This window comes from Arenibacter algicola (assembly GCF_000733925.1).
Classification (GTDB): domain Bacteria; phylum Bacteroidota; class Bacteroidia; order Flavobacteriales; family Flavobacteriaceae; genus Arenibacter; species Arenibacter algicola.
This window is the reverse complement of record NZ_JPOO01000003.1, coordinates 2,516,670-2,535,904: the sequence shown is the minus strand read 5'-3', so window position 1 is coordinate 2,535,904 and position 19,235 is coordinate 2,516,670. Positions and strand designations below refer to the sequence as shown.

General features: G+C 40.1%; 19 protein-coding genes. 8 read left to right on the top strand and 11 right to left on the bottom strand.

All coding sequences use genetic code 11. From position 1 onward, the window contains the following. Positions 1–184: 184 nt before the first annotated feature. The 4 genes from U735_RS0121455 to purN all read right to left on the bottom strand — a co-directional run bounded on the left by U735_RS0121455 (position 185) and on the right by purN (position 4,346). Positions 185–2,083: an amidophosphoribosyltransferase gene (locus tag U735_RS0121455; RefSeq protein WP_031445788.1), complete on the bottom strand. Its 1,899-nt coding sequence runs from the start codon at positions 2,081–2,083 to the stop codon at positions 185–187. 44 nt (positions 2,084–2,127) lie between these two features. After that, the gene (locus U735_RS0121450) at positions 2,128–3,054 is read right to left on the bottom strand and encodes a PfkB family carbohydrate kinase (protein ID WP_031445787.1); all 927 of its coding nucleotides are present in this window, start codon (positions 3,052–3,054) and stop codon (positions 2,128–2,130) included. A gap of 87 nt (positions 3,055–3,141) precedes the next feature. Continuing rightward, complete coding sequence (locus U735_RS0121445; protein ID WP_031445786.1) at positions 3,142–3,777, bottom strand: ribonuclease H1 domain-containing protein; 636 nt, start codon at positions 3,775–3,777, stop codon at positions 3,142–3,144. Further along, the gene (gene purN, locus U735_RS0121440; protein WP_031445785.1) at positions 3,777–4,346 is read right to left on the bottom strand and encodes a phosphoribosylglycinamide formyltransferase; all 570 of its coding nucleotides are present in this window, start codon (positions 4,344–4,346) and stop codon (positions 3,777–3,779) included. The genes U735_RS0121445 and purN overlap by 1 nt, the downstream gene beginning before the upstream one ends. Before the next feature lie 159 nt (positions 4,347–4,505). Between purN and U735_RS0121435 the strand changes: the two genes are divergently transcribed. From U735_RS0121435 to pyk, 5 genes are all read left to right on the top strand, one after another. Beyond that, positions 4,506–4,739: an acyl carrier protein gene (locus U735_RS0121435; protein ID WP_008269813.1), complete on the top strand. Its 234-nt coding sequence runs from the start codon at positions 4,506–4,508 to the stop codon at positions 4,737–4,739. Positions 4,740–4,850: 111 nt separating this feature from the next. Next, positions 4,851–6,101, top strand: coding sequence for a beta-ketoacyl-ACP synthase II (gene fabF, locus U735_RS0121430; protein WP_031445784.1), 1,251 nt, complete (start codon positions 4,851–4,853; stop codon positions 6,099–6,101). An 8-nt stretch (positions 6,102–6,109) separates the two neighbouring features. Further along, on the top strand, positions 6,110–6,853 hold the full coding sequence (gene rnc / locus U735_RS0121425; RefSeq protein ID WP_031445783.1) for a ribonuclease III: 744 nt from the start codon (positions 6,110–6,112) through the stop codon (positions 6,851–6,853). Positions 6,854–7,028: 175 nt separating this feature from the next. Then, positions 7,029–7,493 carry an IPExxxVDY family protein gene (locus tag U735_RS0121420; RefSeq protein WP_031445782.1) on the top strand — a complete coding sequence of 155 codons (465 nt, stop codon included), beginning with the start codon at positions 7,029–7,031 and terminating at the stop codon, positions 7,491–7,493. A 4-nt stretch (positions 7,494–7,497) separates the two neighbouring features. Then, positions 7,498–8,940 (top strand): pyruvate kinase, encoded by a 1,443-nt coding sequence (gene pyk, locus U735_RS0121415; RefSeq protein WP_031445781.1) that lies wholly within the window; start codon positions 7,498–7,500, stop codon positions 8,938–8,940. 72 nt (positions 8,941–9,012) lie between these two features. On the opposite strand, the gene dinB is transcribed toward pyk, so the two are convergent. Beyond that, complete coding sequence (gene dinB / locus U735_RS0121410; protein ID WP_031445780.1) at positions 9,013–10,110, bottom strand: DNA polymerase IV; 1,098 nt, start codon at positions 10,108–10,110, stop codon at positions 9,013–9,015. Between the two features lie 60 nt (positions 10,111–10,170). Here dinB and U735_RS0121405 point away from each other — a divergent pair, with 60 nt between their 5' ends. From U735_RS0121405 to U735_RS0121395, 3 genes are read left to right on the top strand one after another with little or no spacing between them, the layout of a single operon-like run. Beyond that, entirely contained in the window at positions 10,171–10,878 is a 708-nt protein-coding gene (locus U735_RS0121405; RefSeq protein ID WP_031445779.1) for a Rossmann-fold NAD(P)-binding domain-containing protein, read from the top strand. 5 nt (positions 10,879–10,883) lie between these two features. Then, on the top strand, positions 10,884–11,357 hold the full coding sequence (locus U735_RS0121400) for a CYTH domain-containing protein (RefSeq protein ID WP_031445778.1): 474 nt from the start codon (positions 10,884–10,886) through the stop codon (positions 11,355–11,357). Next, positions 11,345–11,848 (top strand): YciI family protein, encoded by a 504-nt coding sequence (locus tag U735_RS0121395; protein ID WP_031445777.1) that lies wholly within the window; start codon positions 11,345–11,347, stop codon positions 11,846–11,848. Before U735_RS0121400 ends, U735_RS0121395 begins: the two co-directional genes overlap by 13 nt. Here the strand turns inward: U735_RS0121395 and U735_RS0121390 are convergent. From U735_RS0121390 to U735_RS0121365, 6 genes are all read right to left on the bottom strand, one after another. Continuing rightward, positions 11,840–12,433, bottom strand: a complete 594-nt coding sequence (locus U735_RS0121390) for a TetR/AcrR family transcriptional regulator (protein WP_034248665.1) — start codon at positions 12,431–12,433, stop codon at positions 11,840–11,842. The two genes, U735_RS0121395 and U735_RS0121390, sit on opposite strands and share 9 nt — an antisense overlap. A gap of 12 nt (positions 12,434–12,445) precedes the next feature. Next, on the bottom strand, positions 12,446–13,849 hold the full coding sequence (locus tag U735_RS0121385; protein ID WP_031445775.1) for an efflux transporter outer membrane subunit: 1,404 nt from the start codon (positions 13,847–13,849) through the stop codon (positions 12,446–12,448). 74 nt (positions 13,850–13,923) lie between these two features. Next, the gene (locus U735_RS0121380; RefSeq protein WP_034248663.1) at positions 13,924–17,085 is read right to left on the bottom strand and encodes an efflux RND transporter permease subunit; all 3,162 of its coding nucleotides are present in this window, start codon (positions 17,083–17,085) and stop codon (positions 13,924–13,926) included. A gap of 6 nt (positions 17,086–17,091) precedes the next feature. Further along, positions 17,092–18,204, bottom strand: coding sequence for an efflux RND transporter periplasmic adaptor subunit (locus U735_RS0121375; protein WP_031445773.1), 1,113 nt, complete (start codon positions 18,202–18,204; stop codon positions 17,092–17,094). After that, positions 18,201–18,704 carry a GbsR/MarR family transcriptional regulator gene (locus U735_RS0121370; protein WP_031445772.1) on the bottom strand — a complete coding sequence of 168 codons (504 nt, stop codon included), beginning with the start codon at positions 18,702–18,704 and terminating at the stop codon, positions 18,201–18,203. Before U735_RS0121370 ends, U735_RS0121375 begins: the two co-directional genes overlap by 4 nt. A gap of 94 nt (positions 18,705–18,798) precedes the next feature. After that, entirely contained in the window at positions 18,799–19,200 is a 402-nt protein-coding gene (locus U735_RS0121365; RefSeq protein WP_031445771.1) for a hypothetical protein, read from the bottom strand. Between the last annotated feature and the right edge of the window lie 35 nt (positions 19,201–19,235).

Here is a 19,235-nt window from a genome sequence, read left to right as displayed (position 1 = left end):
GTACCAATAAAAAAGGTGGAGAAGTCTCCACCTTTTTTGCCCCAAATCTTACCATGAACTTAACCTACTTATGCTATGGCACTACTAAAGTACAAGTGCACTGCAGGTTTCTGATCAAAAAGACGTTAAAGAGTGTATTTCATCGATTAAGTGCATAAAAACCTACCCTTCATCGATGAAATGTTTAGTATGCCCGTTCGTTCTTGCCTTCGAAAAAGTTAATGAACGCCCTGTTTACTACGCGGTTACCACCGGGTGTGGGATAATTGCCGGTAAAGTACCAATCTCCCAGGTTTTTGGGACAGGCTTCATGTAGGTTTTCAATATTTTGATAAATTACCTGAACCTGGGCTTTAATATCTGGCGGACTTAATAATTGTCCAATTTTGTCCGAAATCTCATCTGCCGTAAAAGGGGCATAGAATTCCTTTACGTAATTTACTACCTCAGAATCATGTGTACTGGTTTGTTGCAGACATTTTTTGTAGATTTCCTCTACAAGGTGCATAGTATTCCTTTCTTCATGAAGGGCCAAAGCGGCCTTAAATGCAACAAAATCTTCCAGTTTGGCCATATCTATTCCGTAGCAGTCAGGATATCGGATTTGAGGTGCCGATGAGACAACTATAATTTTCTTCGGCAATAGTCGGTCTAAAATTCTTAGGATACTCTTTTGAAGAGTGGTTCCTCTCACGATACTATCATCTATGATTACCAAATTGTCGTTTTCCTTCACAGATCCATAGGAGATATCATAGACGTGTGCCACCAAATCGTCCCTACTGCTGTCCTGTGTTATGAAGGTTCTGAGTTTGGCATCTTTTATGGCCACTTTCTCTATTCTTGGCCTCACTTCCAAGATCTCATGTAGTTCTTCCCGTGTTATTTTTCTTCCAATAGAAAGAATCTGTTCTTCTTTCTTTTTGTTCATGTAGTTCTGTGCTGCGATTACCATTCCGAAAAAGGAGGTTTCCGCAGTATTGGGGATATAGGAGAATACGGTATTTTTTATATCGTTATCTATCGATTTCAGGATTAGTGGGAAAAGCAGTTTTCCCAACATTTTTCTTTCCTGATATATTTCCTTGTCACTTCCCCTAGAGAAATAAATACGTTCAAAAGAACAGGCCTTTCTTTCGGTAGGTTCTAAAATTCTCTTGATCTTAACCTTGCCATTTTTTTTGATGATGATGGCGTGTCCCGGGTCCAATTCCTTAACGTCGTCAAAATTAACGTTGAATACTGTCTGTATTGCAGGCCTTTCGGAGGCTACCACAGCAATCTCATCGTCTTTATAGTAATACGCAGGTCTAATTCCTGCAGGGTCTCTTAGAACAAAGGAATCGCCATGTCCCAAAAGGCCGGCCATGGCATAACCACCATCAAAATTTTTGGCCGCTCTTCTCAAAATCTTAGCAACATTTAATCTTTCCGCAATCAATGGGGAGGCTTCCCTCTTGTTAAAGCCTTCTTTTTTAATATCCTTATAAAGTTGAGCAACTGCATCGTCTAGAAAATGCCCAATTTTTTCCATTACCGTAACGGTATCGGCTTTTTCCTTCGGGTGTTGTCCAATTTGTACAAGGTTGTCGAAAAGTTCATTAACATTGGTCATGTTAAAATTTCCGGCAACGATCAGGTTACGGTGCATCCAATTGTTTTGTCTTAAAAAGGGATGTACACTCTCTATACTGTTTTTTCCAAAAGTTCCGTAACGTACGTGACCCAAAAGAACTTCCCCAATGTAGGGAATATGCTTTTTCTGTTTGGCCACATCATTGATGTATTCCGGATTTTCTTTAAAAGAAGTGTTTATACGATCGTTTATTTGGGCAAAAATATCCTGTATGGGTTGTTGGTCTATGGAGCGTACCCGACTCATATACCGTTCGCCAGCTTCCATATCCAATTTAATACTGGCAAAACCTGCACCATCCTGGCCACGGTTATGCTGTTTTTCCATCATCAAGTACATCTTGTTTACCCCGTAAAAGGCAGAACCGTACTTTTCTTGATAATATTCCAACGGCTTCAATAACCGAATCAGGGAAATTCCACATTCATGCTTTATAGCGTCGCTCATGGTAACTTTAAATTAAAAATGCCCTGTAAAATTAGGGCACATATTTATTGTAATTCAATATCAAATTGGGTAAGCTCCTTAAATTGGAGCAACCTGTCGTTGACCTCTTTCTTATCTAATTTTTCCATTCTTTCAGTGCCAAATCGTTCAACACAAAATGAGGCTAAATTGGAACCGTGTATAACCGCACTCTTTAGATTGTTGAAACTAATGTTTTCGGATTCCGCCAAATATCCAGAAAAGCCTCCTGCAAAGGTATCTCCTGCACCTGTTGGATCAAAAACCTCCTCCAAGGGCAGCGCTGGGGCAAAAAATACCTGGGAATTGTGAAACAACAATGCGCCGTGTTCCCCTTTTTTTATGACCACAAATTTAGGGCCCATAAGATGTATTTTCTCCGCAGCCTTTAGCAAGGAGTGCTCTCCGGTTAGCTGTCTGGCCTCTTCATCGTTAATGGTGATCACGTCTATGTGTTTTACAACTTCCTTCAATTCATCAAGGGCATGGTCCATCCAAAAGTTCATGGTATCCAGTACTATTAGCTTTGGTCGTTCTTCCATCTGATTAATTACGCTCAGTTGTGTGTCCGGGTGTAAATTTCCCAACATTAATACGTCTGCGTCCTTAAAATTGTTTGGAACTACCGGAGCAAAGTCGGCCAGTACATTCAATTCTGTGGATAAGGTATCCCTGGAATTAAGATCGTTGTGATATTTGCCACTCCAAAAGAAGGTTTTACCACCTTTAATAACCTGTAGGCCTGAAATATCAATATTCTTTTCGGTCAAAAGATCCAAATAATCTTGGGGAAAATCTTCGCCCACAACAGAAACAATGGCAGATTTTACTCTAAACTGGGAAGCTGCCAGACCAATAAAGGTGGCTGCCCCTCCCAAAATTTTATCGGTTTTGCCGAAAGGGGTTTCTATAGCGTCAAATGCGACTGTTCCTACGATTAAAAGTTTACCCATTAAATTTTGAAATTTGCTGCAAAGATAGGTTTTTGAACTGCCAAATCCACAGCATTGGAAATCAAATTTTAAAAAATGATGATATCCCTATTTTCTACCAAAATCTGCAGGAATTTCACCCCAGGCCTTGGTTTCCCACTTAACTATGGTAGTGGTGTAGGTGTTTTTTTCAAGCCAGCTAATGGCGCGTCTTACCAGATCGAAGACCACTTTGTTTTCAGGGGTTTCTGGCAATTTGGAATTACAGCTTTTTTTCCGGACCCAGCTCATGGCCGTTTTGGAATCAGTATATATTATCCTGTCGCTATTCTGTTTCTTTAGAAAAGCCAGCCCATGTACCAAGGCCAAAAACTCGCCAATATTATTGGTACCTTGTTTAAATGGTCCCTGTTTAAAAAGTTCTTTTTTGGTTTTTGTATCTACTCCCCTGTATTCCATGATACCCGGATTACCGCTAGAGGCAGCATCAACCGAAATGGAATTGTAATTGGGATCGCCTATTTTACTAATTTGCTCCTTGCTCAGTGTGGAGGAGGTGTTTTTTTTGCCCTTATAATCATCGTAATTGCCATTGTAGGCCTTTTTTGCTTCCTCAAATGTTGGGAAGGATTTATATTGGGTTCCCTTGTAGTTGGAGATAGCAGCTTTGCAGTCTTTCCAGCTGGTGTATATTCCTGGTCGACTTCCCTTCCACACGGTATAGAATTTTTCTTTTTTGGCCATTATGTCCCCATTAAAACCTGTTCTATCACTTTCGGGAAATGCCCATATTCCAATTGATGGACCTTTTCTGCAATCATTTCAGGGGTATCATTTGGGCTTAAAGCAACCTTTGCCTGCTTAATGATGGCTCCTTCGTCATAATTCTCGTTTACATAGTGGATGGTTATTCCCGTTTCCGTCTCATTATTGCTTTTAACCGCTTCATGAACATGCATGCCGTACATTCCCTTACCTCCGTATTTGGGGAGCAATGCGGGATGAATATTAATTATTTTATTGGGATAACTGCAGATAAGGTTATCTGGAATCTTCCAAAGAAATCCTGCCAAAACAATAAGGTCCGGGTTAAGGGATTTAAGGATATTTAAAACACAGTCCGAGCTATAGAAGGCATGTCTATTAAAATATAAGGCATTCAAATTTAACCGGTTACACCTTTCAAAAACTTTGGCGTCCTTTTTATTGGATAGTACACAGCTAATGGAAACCTCGGAATTGTCGCGAAAATATTGTTCTATGTTTTCAACGTTGGAACCAGAGCCGGAAGCAAATAGGACAATCCTTTTCATGTATAATTTTGGGGTTAGGACAGAAAATAATTTTGGGCTAAAATAGCACTCTTGTATTTAATTTTATTAAATTACATCACATTTTAACGACAAATAGTGTTATTAAACCAAAGTTTTTTATTTTTGCCATCAATTTAAATTTTTAAAACCGATATTATTATGTCAGACATTGCATCAAGAGTAAAAGCTATCATCGTAGATAAATTAGGTGTTGATGAGAACGAAGTTGTAACCGAAGCTAGCTTTACCAACGACCTAGGGGCAGATTCATTGGATACTGTTGAGTTGATAATGGAGTTCGAAAAAGAATTTGATATTCAAATTCCGGACGATCAAGCAGAAAACATTGCTACAGTTGGTCAAGCTATAAGTTATATAGAAGAAGCCAAGTAATTTTATGATTTCTTGAACAAGTTTCAAAATTATCCATGTGGTAAAGACGCTGCATGGATAATTTTTTTTAATTTACACCTAACTTAATAAGTTAAACAAAAATTTAGTTCAATGCAATTAAAGCGAGTTGTGGTTACTGGTCTAGGTGCTTTGACACCTATTGGCAATAATATTGAAGAGTATTGGGAAGGCCTAAAGAACGGAAAAAGTGGTTCGGCCCCTATTACTTATTATGATACAGAGAAGTTTAAGGTAAAATTTGCATGCGAATTAAAGAACTATAATGCTGAAGATTATTTTGATAGAAAAGAGGCCCGCAAGTTGGACAGGTTTGCCCAATATGCACTCATTTCATCAGATGAAGCCATAAAAGACTCAGGATTGGATCTTGATAAGATAGATAAGTTTCGAACTGGGGTAATCTGGGGAGCTGGCATAGGAGGATTGGAAACTTTTCAAAACGAAGTTTTAAATTTTGCTGCTGGAGATGGAACGCCACGTTTTAATCCATTCTTTATCCCAAAAATGATTGCTGATATTGCTCCTGGAAATATATCTATTAAGCATGGTTTTATGGGTCCTAACTATACTACGGTATCGGCCTGTGCGTCCTCTGCCAATGCCATAATCGATGCCTTGAACACTATACGTTTGGGATATTGTGATGTTGTAGTTACTGGTGGTAGTGAGGCAGCGGTTACCATAGCCGGAATGGGCGGTTTTGGAGCAATGCATGCACTTTCCACACGTAATGAGAGCCCAGAAACAGCTTCAAGGCCATTTGATGCCACTAGGGACGGATTTGTTCTGGGCGAAGGGGCGGGAGCCTTGATCCTTGAAGAATATGAGCACGCAAAAGCCAGGGGAGCAAAAATATATGCGGAAGTAGCTGGTGGAGGTTTATCCAGTGATGCCTACCATATGACGGCACCACATCCTGACGGAATTGGAGTTGTTAGGGTAATGGAGAATTGCTTAAAGGATGCCGGATTAAAACCTGAAGATGTGGATGCCATAAATACACATGGTACTTCTACTCCCTTAGGTGATGTTGCCGAGTTAAAGGCGATAACCAAGGTTTTCGGAGAGCATGCGCACCAGATAAACATAAACTCTACAAAATCCATGACAGGTCATCTTCTAGGTGCTGCCGGTGCTATTGAGGCCATTGCTTCTATATTGGCCATGGAGCATGGATTGGTACCCCCTACCATCAACCATACTACTGTAGACGACAATATTGATCCCAAATTGAACCTTACCCTTAATAAGGCACAAAAAAGAGAGGTAAACGTTGCATTGAGCAACACTTTCGGATTTGGGGGACATAATGCATGTGTGATATTTAAAAAAATTAGCTAATTCATAATATGAACGCTTTTTCCAATTTATTTAATTCCCATTCAAAAAAGGATGGGGATTTTTTTTTGGGAATGAAAAAAATTTTGGGTTTTAAGCCAAAAAACCTGGAAATTTATCAAAAAGCGTTCGTTCATCGCTCTGCCAACAGAAAGGATAAGGTTGGCTTTCCTATGAATTATGAGCGCTTGGAATTTTTAGGGGATGCCATGCTGGGGACCATAATTTCCAAGCACTTATATAGCAAGGTTCCGGATGGGGACGAAGGATATCTTACCAAGATGAGATCTAAAATTGTTAGTAGGGAACACCTGAATGAGTTGGGGAAGGATCTTAAACTAATCGATTTTGTAGAGAGTAGAATTCCCAAATCCCGTTTTGGGGATAATATACACGGAAATGTTTTTGAAGCCTTGGTAGGCGCCATATACTTGGATAGAGGGTATAAATTCTGCGAAAAGTTTATTAGCAAAAGAATTATAGACCCCTATGTGGATATTGAACAATTGGAGGGTAAGGTCATAAGCTATAAAAGCTTGGTAATAGAATGGTGCCAAAAACAAAAAAAATCTTTTAATTACGATATCTACGAGGATACGGGAAATGATGTTATTAAGCATTTTGCAGTAAAGTTATCCATTGGGGGCAAAATTGTGGCCAAAGCCAGGGCAACCTCAAAAAAGAAGGCTGAGGAACGTGCTTCCAAGAGGGCTTATTTTGCCTTACAGGACAAAATGGATAAATCCAATGAGTGAAAATCCCCAAATTAATGTATCACGGCTAAAATTTGGACGAAAAACTTGACAATTGACCAAGGCTTATAAAATTTTATCAAACTCCAACGTTTTCGTAGTTTGAACAACGTTTTATACTTGGATTGGATAGGCTAGTTTCGTTATTAATCCTATATTTACGCCTTTCACGGAAAGTATGGCAGCGATACACAAAATTTCGGAAGATTTTTATGAAGAAACTTTTACTTTAATCGCTTTGCACAGCAGTATAGAAGATTTTATGCTGGTATATGCACTTAATTCTTGCCTTAAAACAAATTTGAAGAGGTCCGTGAGCGATTTGGATTTGTCGCAAGGTGGCTCCTTCCCAATTTTTGATTGGAGGGATGAAGTTAATGATCGCTATTACACATTTGTTAGCAATAATGATGTAAAGGAAGAGGTGTTAAGTGTAGCAAATCTATTTCAGGATCAGCCAACTTTAACAAAATATCATTTGGTTCCTGAATATAGGGATGTGGACTACTTTTTAAAGATAGAACACGACGAATTGGACGTGGAAGATTATATTTTGAAGTCTGTACTAACTATCCCGAAGGTCATAACAGCCTATTTGGTTGATGCAAGTAAACTAAAATCTAAAAATAATTTAATATTTTAAAATAATGCCAATAAATAAAAAGACAAAAATAGTAGCGACCCTCGGACCAGCTACTAGTACGAAGAGTGTTCTAAAGGACATGATTGAGGCTGGAGTGGATGTCTTTAGGATAAACTTTTCCCATGCCGATTATAAGGATGTTGCAGAACGCATACAGATGATTCGCGATTTAAATGAGGAATTAGGTACCTACACCTCTATTCTTGCGGATTTACAAGGACCAAAATTAAGGGTCGGAGTAATGGCAGGTGAAGTGGTAGTTGCCCCGGGAGACGAAATAACTTTTGTTACGGGGAAACCTTTTGAAGGAAATGCGGAGAAAGTGTATATGAACTACACCAATTTTCCAAAAGATGTTAAAGCGGGTGAGCGTATCTTGCTAGATGATGGAAAGTTGATGTTCGAGGTTATTTCTACCAATTCTAAGGATGAAGTTAAGGCTAAAGTGATCCAAGGTGGGCCTTTAAAGTCCAAAAAAGGGGTGAATTTGCCAAATACCAACATCTCTTTACCAGCTCTAACAGAAAAAGATATTAAGGATGCTATTTTCGCCATTTCACAAGATGTGGATTGGATAGCACTTTCTTTCGTAAGGTTTAGTCAGGATTTAATAGACCTACAGAATATTATAAAGGAACATTCCGAGCACAAAATTCCAATTATTGCAAAAATTGAAAAACCTGAAGCAGTAGAAAACATCGATAAGATTGTAGCGTATTGTGATGGATTAATGGTTGCAAGAGGGGATTTGGGAGTTGAGGTTCCGGCACAGGAAGTACCCCTTATTCAAAAGCAATTGGTGCTAAGGGCCAAAAAGGCCAGGATACCTGTGATTATTGCTACCCAGATGATGGAAACTATGATTACCAGCCTTACACCTACCCGTGCAGAGGTGAATGATGTGGCCAACTCGGTAATGGATGGGGCAGATGCCGTAATGCTTTCAGGGGAGACATCCGTTGGAAATTATCCTGTGCAGGTAATACAAAAGATGTCCAGTATCTTGGAAAGTGTAGAAAATTCAGACCTAATTAAGGTGCCGCATGAACCACCTCAGGTTAGGACAAATAGATATATTACCAAATCCATTTGTTTCCATGCCGCCAATATGGCCAATGAAATTAAAGCCAAGGCTATTTCGACCTTGACCAACAGTGGATATACAGCTTTCCAAATATCTGCTTGGAGACCAAAGGCCCACATTTTGGTATTTACCTCCAATAAAAGAATCCTTACACAGCTTAATTTGTTATGGGGAGTAAAGGCCTTTTATTACGATAAGTATGTGTCTACGGACGAAACTATTGAGGATGTCAATAAAATGGCCTGTCAGAAAGGGTTTTTAGAAGTAGGGGACATGTTGATCAGTTTGGCAGCGATGCCAATAAAGGATAAGGGTATGGTGAATACCTTGCGTGTTTCACAAATAGAAAGCTGCAATTTTTAGAATCGGTATACCTAATATATTTATAAAGGCCTGCCTGTCTGGATTTTTTAACCGGACAGGTTTTTTTTATCGTTACAAGTCGAATTTGAGTTGTACGGTAAGCACCTTTTGCTCCAAAGGTTCATTTTTTTCCGTGTTTAAATTGGACAGGGATATACCCAAAAGGCGAACGGAATTTTCCAATTTCTCTTGGTAAAGCAGTTCTTTGGTAGTCTCCAATATCAAGGATTTGTCGGCAATATAATAGGGTAGGGTCTTGCTCCGTGTTTGAAGGGTGAAATCGCTATATTTTATTTTTAAGGTTACCGTTTTCCCCGATATCTTCGATTTTTTTAGGCGCTTTTCCAGTTCCGTGGCAATGTTTTCCAATCTTTGGAGCATAAAGACCTCACTGCTCAGGTTTTCATCGAAAGTACGTTCCGCACCTACAGATTTGGGGATTCTATTGGGCTTTACTTCGCTATTGTGGATTCCTCTTACCACATGGTAATAGTAATCGCCGCTTTTACCAAAATTCTCCCTTAGAAATTCAACCGATTTCTGCTTAAGATCTTTACCTGTAAAAATACCGAGATGATACATTTTGTCCGCCGTAACCTTTCCCACACCATAGAATTTTCTAATTTCCAATTCTTCCAAAAAAGATATTACCTCTTCTGGATTAACCGTTTTTTGACCATTTGGCTTATTGTAGTCGCTTGCAACCTTGGCCAGGAATTTGTTAATGGATATTCCTGCCGATGCGGTGAGGCCCACTTCGTTAAAAATTCGCTGTCTAATCTCTTCTGCTATCAGGGAGGCCGATGGATTACCTTTTTTGTTCGTTGTTACGTCCAAATAGGCCTCGTCCAATGAAAGCGGTTCCACCAAATCCGTATAATCGAAAAATATATTTCTAATTTTAAGGGAAATCTCCTTATAACGTTCAAAACGCGGAGGTACAAATATTAAATCTGGACAGTTCTTTTTCGCCAAATAACCGCTCATTGCGCTCCTGACCCCAAATTTCCTTGCCTCGTAACTGGCAGCGGAAACCACACCCCTTTTTTCGGCCCCACCAACGGCCAAAGGCCTGCCTTTTAAAGCAGGGTTGTCCATTTGTTCCACGGAGGCGTAAAACGCGTCCATATCTACATGGATTATTTTTCGTTGTGGAAAATCCAATTTCATACCGTAAATTTATAACAAGTTGGTGCTATAAGGCCCCACCTAAAATGTTAAACATGCTCCATGGGGAAAGGACAAATTAAATTAAAGGAGAAAACGGCTATTATATTGGGGGCTACCGGCTTAACAGGTGGGTGTTTATTGCAGATGTTGCTCAATGATGAACGATATATAAAAATAAGACTCTTTTCTAGGAGCAGTATTGGATTTTCCCACCCAAAATTGGAAGAACATTTGGTAGACCTCTTAAATTTGGAGAGCTATAAGACCAATTTTCTTGCGGATGAAGTGTTTTGTTGTATCGGTACTACCAAGGCTAAAACCCCGGATACGGAGATGTACAGAAAGATCGATTTTGGGATTCCGGTTTCGGCGGCCAAAATAAGCCGTATAAATGGGATTGAAACATTCATGGTCATCTCGTCCATGGGGGCCAATTCCAAAAGCGGTGTTAGCTACAACAGGATAAAAGGGGAAATGGAAGAAGCCGTTTTAAAGTGTGGCATTCCAAATACCTATATTTTACAACCCTCGCTAATAGGAGGTAAGCGGGAGGAGAAACGGATAGGGGAATGGCTGGCCAAGCAGTTTATGAAGGTTCTTAATTTTGTATTGGTAGGACCCTTGGAAAAATATAGGTCCATTGACCCAGAAGTTATTGCGGGCAGCATGGTTTGGTTGGCCAACAATAATTATGACAGTGTTAGGATTCAATCTGATGAAATTAAAAAGATATACCAAAGCCATTCCAATACATCCGAAACCGACTAGTATACATGATAGAAATAGAGCGTAAATTTTTGGTTAAGTCCGAAGCTTATAAAACGGACGCTGTTCAAAAGGAAAGAATTGTACAAGGTTTTTTAAATACGGATCCCTTACGAACGGTAAGGGTAAGGATCAAGGGAGACAAGGGATATATGACCGTAAAGGGAAAGGGCAATCACAATGGCACCACACGTTTTGAGTGGGAAAAGGAAATATCTGTTAAGGAGGCGGATGCCTTGATTAAATTGTCCGAGCCTGGGGTAATAGATAAGCTGAGATACTATATTGAGGTTGGAAAACACATATTTGAGGTGGACGAGTTTTTTGGTGATAATTCGGGATTGATAATAGCAGAAATTGAATTGGAACATGAAGATGAGGACTTTTTGAAGCCCCAATGGTTGGGTGATGAGGTTACTGCAGATGTCAGATACTACAATTCACAGTTGAGTAAAAACCCTTTTAAGACATGGAAAAAATAAGCTTGTTATTGGTTGTACTATTGTTCGGGCAGTTATTTTCCTGTAAGGATTCGGGAGGGCTGCCAAGCGTAAAAATAGCCCAGCAAGTTGCTGAACCGGAGATTTCCGTGGCTCAATTGAAGAAGCGTTTGGAATCACAGGGATTTCAAACTTTCGATTATATAGATGAAAAGACCATGGATACCATTTTGATGCAGCAATATTTCATTGCCTTTTTAAAAAGTGGTCCAAATCGCTCCCAATCCAAGGCGGAGGCAGATAGTCTACAGTCCCTTCATTTGGCCCATTTGGGAAGAATGTACGAGGAAGGTTATGCCGATATTTCGGGTCCTTTTGGTGATAATGGGGATATACGTGGTATTACCATTTACAATGTGCCTACCCAAGAAATGGCAGATAGCCTGGCCAATATGGATCCCATGGTGAAGGCGGGACGCTTGGCCATAGAAATACATCCTTGGTGGGCTGCCAAGGGATTTAAGTTAAGATAGCTCCATTACAAGGTGGCTATCTGTTGCAATTCCACTGATATAATTTATGATCAAATTTTCTAAAAGTTCCCTATTGCTGTACTGATCGAACAGGTTATTGGATTGAAAAAGTAAAGATTCCAAGTGGTTCAGATACAGTTGGCAGCTGAGTTCAACATTAACGTTTTGCCTGATCTGGCCATTTTTTTGGGCGGTTTTCAGTAGTGAAAGTACTAGCCCGTTTATTTCCCGATTTTTAAAGTTATGGTACTGCTCATTAACCTTGGGGTAGTATTTTTTAATTCCTTCCAAAAAGGTGGGACTAAACAACTTTAAATATTCCAACCCTATTTTATATATCATAATGATTCCCAAAATAGGATTGGATCTGACTTGTTCCACACTCTGGGTTACCTCGGCTTTTATCTTGTCCAATAAAAACCCAAGGCTTTCATAGACCAAGGCCTCCTTGTTGGTAAAGTGCTGATAGATGGTTTTTTTGGAAATTCCGATTTCATGGGAGAGGTCATCCAGGGTAAATCGTTTACTCCCATATCTCAAAAATTTGGAAATGGCAAATTCCAAGAACTCTTCTTTGCTTTCCATACGTAGGCCAGTTTATTTCCAACCACCACCCAAAGCCCTATATAGCTCCACTACTGCCTGCAGTTGTTGTAATTTATTGTCAATGGTGTTTAGTTCGGCATTCAAGGCATTTTGTCTAGCGGTCAACAAATCGAGATAAGTTCCAAACCCATTGTTTAAAAGTATTTCGGAATTAAGTTCTGCTTTGCGTAAAGATTCTACCTCATTTTGTCTGAATTCGTATTTTTTGGTTTCAGCTTCATATTCGTATAGCGCATTTGATACCTCCTGTCCTGCAGTCAAAAGTGTTTTCTTGAAGTTCAATAGGCTTTCTTCTTGCTGGGCCTTGGCTACTTCGTATTGGGTTCTTATCCTTCTTTTGTTAAAGATAGGTTGGGTAATTCCACCCACAAGAGTAGCAAACAAGGATCCGGAACTAAACCATTCTTTGAATTCCAAACTTTGTAGTCCTCCAGTTCCTGTTAAGGTCAGGGAAGGATAGAAACTGCTCTTGGCCACATTGGTTAGTTCAAATGTATTCATTAGTCTGAATTCCGCAGCAAGCACATCTGGCCGGTTAGCCAATAAATGGGCAGGAAGGCCAATGTTTAGATCCCGGGTTAGGGTTTGGTTTCCCAAGTAAGTGCGATCTATATGCGTGGCGGGCTTGCCCAACAGTATGGCAAACGCATTTTCTGTTCTAAAAATGTTCTTTTCAATATCGATAAGCAGGGCTTGGGCATTGTATAATTGAGCCGCTGTTTGATCTACTGCTACTTGGGTTACATTGCCTGCTTCTTTGAGCGCCTGTATTGTTTGTAGACTTTTCTTTCTGTTTTCTATGGTCTCCTCGGTAATTTTATGCTGTTGGTCCAGGGCCAACAGCAGATAGTAATTGGACGCAAGCTGCGAAATTAGCCTTGTTTTTACTGCCTGGTGGGCTGCCATACTTTGCAGGTGGGACGCTTGGGTAGCCCTTTGGTTACTTCGGATCTTGCCCCAAATGTCGGCTTCCCAGGATAAATTTCCCGTGAGTTCGAACTGTTCAATGGACCCACTAAAAAATGATCCAAATTGACTGTTCGGGGCCAGTTCCTGATGGGTCATGGAGGCTTTAGCATCCAAGGAGGGCAAATAGCCCATTTTACCCTGCTTCATATACGATTCGGCCGCAGCGATTTGCTGTAAGGCTATTCGGATATCCAAATTGTTCTGGAGCCCTTCTTCTATATATTCGGAAAGCAACGGGTCCGTAAAAAGTTCCTTCCAGGAAAGTACAGCAGTTAAAGCGCTGTCGGTAGCAACATGGTCTGTTCGGTACAGCCTGTCAATTTCGTGTAAATCGGGCCGGTCATAGTTTTTCGCAACAAAACAGGATTGCAATGTAAATGCAAGCAGCAGGAGTACGGAAAGTTTATAGGCAAATATATTTTTCATTAACTGATAATTATTGTTTTTAAGGTAAATTTCCTTTGATTTTGGACAAACCTAAATCATACCCACTTCTAATTTTATGATTCTTTTGGTAATGATTTGGCTGGCCCCGTTTCCTTAACGGCAACAGGTACTCCTGTAATTTTCTCTTGTAACCACTGAAAGACTATAAAGAGAACAGGGATAATAAAGACACCAAATACAGTCCCTATTAACATACCTCCCGCGGCACCTGTTCCAATGGCGTTATTTCCGGCTGCTCCCACACCTTTTGCCAGTACAAGAGGCATCAACCCGAGAATAAAGGCAAAAGAAGTCATTAAAATTGGTCTTAATCTAGCTTTGGCTCCCTGAATGGCCGATTCGGATAATGAAAGTCCTTGCCTTCTTCTTTGAAGTGCGAACTCCACGATAAGGATGGCATTTTTTGCCAAGAGCCCAATCAACATAATTAAGGCGATTTGGAAGTAAATATTGTTTTCCAAACCGGCAAATTTTGTCGACAGGAAGGCGCCCATTACCCCAATCGGCAAGGATAATAGTACAGATAATGGCAATAAATAACTTTCATATTGTGCCGACAGAAAGAAATATACAAACACGATGCTAAGTAGGAATATTACGCCCGATTGACCCGCTGAGGCAATTTCCTCACGGGTAATACCCGAAAAGGCAACCTCATAGTTATTTGGAAGATGTTCCTTGGCTACTTCGTTTACCGCTTTAATGGCGTCACCGGAACTGAATCCTTTGGCTGCGGAACCGTTGATGGTCACGGCATTAAATAAGTTGAAACGACTAACAGTTTGTGGGCCATAGACTCTATTTAAGGTAACAAATTCTGAAACCGGTGCCATTTCCCCTTTATCGTTCTTAACAAACATACTGTTTAAACTGGCAATGTCTTTTCTATCCTCGGGGTCAGCTTGCACGAATACTCTAAATTGCTTCCCGAACCTGCTGAAGTCGGCAGCATAAAATCCGCCTATATAACCCTGTAGGGTAGTAAGTATATTGCTCACACCGACTCCGGCTTCCTTGGCTTTCGGGATATTAATATCCATTTGAAGTTGAGGAAAATTGGTGCTAAATGAGTTGGAGGCAAAACTTACTTCCGGACGTTGTATTAAATTAGAAATAAACTCATTGGCGGCATTGTCCAAGTCCTTTAAACTACCGGAAGAACGATCCAGTAATCGCATTTCAAACCCTTCTACCGCCCCAAATCCGGGGATACTTGGCGGGGTAAAAAATATAATTTTGGCATCGGGAATGGAAGTTGCTTTAGCATAGAGTTGCCCTAAAATGGCATCAATTGAAGTATCTTCGGTATCCCTATTTTCCCAGTCTTCCAGAATAATAAAGCCCATACCATAAGAACTTCCTGAACCCGAAAAAAAGTTTCTTCCGTTAATTAGGGATGCTGTACGGATACCCTTAATACTGCTTATTTGCTCATATAGTTCTTGAGTAGCACTGTAAGTCCTGTCCAGTGAGGCCGCTTGGGGCAGTTCCATATTCATAAATACCACACCTCTGTCCTCTGTAGGTACAAAACCGGTTCTGGTTGTTTCGTTGGCCCACCAAATGGCGGCACCGGCTATTACAAGTATAACTGCAGTAATCCATTTGTGTTTTACCAAAAAGCCGAGTGATTTTATGTATTTGTCTGAGGTGGCTTTAAATGCTATGTTGAAAGCTGTATAGAAACGTTGTAGAAATCCTTTTCTTTTGTCTTTTTCGGAGTGCGGTTTTAATAGAATGGCACACAAGGCTGGACTCAAAGTCAAGGCGTTTACTGCCGATATGAGAATGGCAATGATTAGGGTTATACCAAATTGTTCATAAAATACTCCGGAAGGACCCTTAATAAATGTAATTGGAATGAATACCGCTGCCATTACAAGGGTAATGGAGATAATAGCCCCGCTAATTTCACTCATGGCAGAAACCGTAGCGGTCTTGGCATCATTGTATCCTTCTTCCAATTTGGCATGAACGGCCTCAACGACCACAATGGCATCGTCCACTACAATTCCAATGGCCAAAATAAGTGCAAATAGCGTAAGTAGATTTATGGAATAACCCAAAACCCCCAGAAAGAAAAATGTTCCAATGATGGAAACCGGAACCGAGATGGCCGGGATAAGTGTGGATTTAAAATCTTGCAAAAAGATAAATACCACCAAAAATACCAAGATAAAGGCTTCAATGAGTGTTGTTTTCACCTTGTTGATGGACGCAGTAAGAAATTTATTGGTATCGTAATTAATAAGATACTCCACCCCTTCGGGGAAACTTTCCTGTAAGCGATCTAGTTCAACATAGAGTTTTTCTATAATCTCCTGTGCATTGGAACCAGGGGTTTGGAAAACTCCAAAGTTGATTCCGGGATAACCCTTGGATCTCGATGTAGAACTATATGAAAACGCTTCAAGTTCAACTTTTGCAACATCCTTTAAACGCAAAAATTGGCCGTTATCAAGCGCTTTAATTATGATGTCTTGATATTCTTCCGCGGACTTGTATCGACCTTTGTATTTAATAACATATTCGAAGGACTGCCCAGTATTTTGACCTAGGGACCCTGCAGCTGCTTCCAAACTCTGTTCATTAATGGCCTGGACTACCTCGGTAGTTGTAAGGCCATAGGAAGCTAGTTTTACCGGGTCTATCCACACCCTCATGGAGTAGTCTTTTGCACCGAAAACACTTACGGCACCTACGCCATTAATTCGTTGAATTTCTGGTTTAACATTAATGTTTAGGTAGTTCTGTACAAAAGTATCATCGTAATCGGGATTGGTAGAATACAGGGCAACGTACATTAGTGCGGAACTCTGCTGTTTTTGGGTAATTACCCCAGATCTTATTACCTCTGAGGGTAAAAGCGAATTTGCCCTGGAAACCCTGTTTTGAACATTCACCGCCGCAATGTCCGGTTCAACTCCTTGTTCAAAATATACAGTTATGTTGGCACTACCGTCATTACTCGCAGAAGACGTTAAATAGGTCATACCTTCCACTCCGTTGATTTGTTCCTCTATCGGGACAATTACGCTTTCCAAAATTGTCTCGGCGTTGGCACCAGGGTAGTTGGCGGAAACCTGCACAGTAGGTGGAGCAATATCAGGATATTGCGTAACGGGTAAGCTGGATAGGCCTAAAATACCCAACAGCATTATTATAATTGATATGACTGTTGAAAGGACTGGCCTTTCAATAAATGTTTTGAGCATATTGCGTTATTTAAAAACTTTATCGAAGGAGTTTAAAATACTATCCAAGCTTGTTAATTGGGGAATAATTTTTGTTCCCGGACGCACGGAGCCAACACCCTTGGCCAAGATCTGATCGCCTTCGTTCAGACCCTCCAAAATAGTTAATCCCTTTACATTGGCAAGAGGAACTATAGCTTTGGTGACCAAGGTATCGCCCTGTACCAGATATACAAAATTTTTATTCTGCTGCTCAAAGGTGGAAAGTGCCGGTACAGCCAATACATTTTCTAATTTTTCAGATAAGAGTAGGGTGGCGCTGCTGCCGTTTCTAAGAAGTCCCTGTGGATTTGGAAACGTTGCCCTAAATTGTACAGTACCCGTATTAGGATTTATTTCGCCACCAATGGTCTCTATTTGACCCAAATGACCATAAATGGAACCATCGGCTAATTTCAATTGTACCTTGGGAAGGTTTTTGGCTTTTTCGTCCAAAGTTTCTCCTGCTATACTTTTGATAAAACCTAAAAGATCCTTTTCATTCATTGAAAAAAAGGCATAAACTTGTTCAATGTTCGATACGGTTGTCAAAGGCTGGGAATCCTGCCCACTTACCAAATTTCCTTTTCTAAACGGGATGGAACCCACTACGCCGTTTACAGGGCTTTTAATGTTGGCATAATCTATATTGGCGGTAATACTCTTATAATTGCTTTTGGCCTGTTCTAAATTGGCCATAGCGGTCTGCAGTTGTACTTTGCTAATTATATTTTTTTCCACCAGGGGTTTTAGTTTGTCTACTTCAACCTGGGCTACATTAATTTGGGCCTTGGCGGCTGCGGCATCCTGTGATAGGGACTGGGTTTCCAACCTGAACAAGGGCTGCCCCTTTTTAACCATTTCTCCTTCATCAACAAATACTTCCTGTACATAACCCGCTACCTTGGCCCTTATTTGGCTATTCACGATGCCTTCTATACTGGCAGGATAACTCACAAAATTATCTACGGAGGTCCTCACCACTTTAATAGTAGGAAAGGGCAGCGCCGCCGGTGGTTGTTGAGCGGTCTTGTCTTCGCCACAATTGACGAATAAAACAAGGCACATTACTGGCGCAATCAGAAAAAATATTTTTTTCATAGGGTATCGGAATTAAATGTTTTTTGAAGGTTTTCTTTAAGTTGAATGAGGTTTTTAATAAAATCGTCTATAAATAAGGCGTAATTTTTGGTGTATTCAAGACCGCGGTTTTTTTCCTTGGGAATATCCTTTTCTTGATATAGCTTTCTCTTGAAATTATGAACTTTAAGATGGATGTTTTTTTCTTTTTCCCATTGCGCTATCTTTTTGTCCAATTGTACATAAATGTCATTGGGGGCAATTTTAAAGTAACGTTTACGATCTCCAGGTTTGGTAAAATATACCACTCTTCCCTGGGTTTGTAAAAGCTGTAAATTGGTAGATACGGAGCTTTTGCAGGAATCCAAGCCATCTACAAGCTCATCAAAGCCCAATCCATCTTTTTCAGTAAGAATCAACATGGAAAATATTCTGGCTGACAAGGGAGATAACTGTTTGTTTTTTTCAAAATAAACGCCTAATTCTTCTGTAAGTTGCTTTATTTCGGAGTTTTGTTCCACTATAGATGAAAATTTTTGGTAAATGTACAATTGGTTCGGTAAAAACCGAACCAATAAGGGGTTAATATTTTGTTAATGCGAAAATGTAGGTGTTTTAAATATTATTTGGCATAATACCCTCCAATTCCATAACGGGGACAGGACCTAGATTGGATTCGCTTATGGAGTATTTTTCAAAGAGGAAGCGTTTCTCGTAAAGTTTGTCATCGGCGAAAAAAGTAACAAAGAATTCATTGTTAAAAGCCAGTATATCTTCTTGGAGTATTTCTATTTTGCGAAAGCTTTTGGCCGGAATGTCTCCTAGTCCATGTCTCATGGTGGAAGTTTTCCGGTCTCCTTCATAGCCGTTGGAAACAGCTATGACAGCTTCAATCTTGGAATCCCGGTCGTTGATAAGGTAGGCATTCCAATTTTTTTCCAAGAATTCATCGTTCCATTCATGTATAATGGCGACATGTACATTTTTCGCAATAGGAATTTCTATATCTTTTTTCAATTGTAGAGAGAATAATTCAGAATTTTACCGACTAT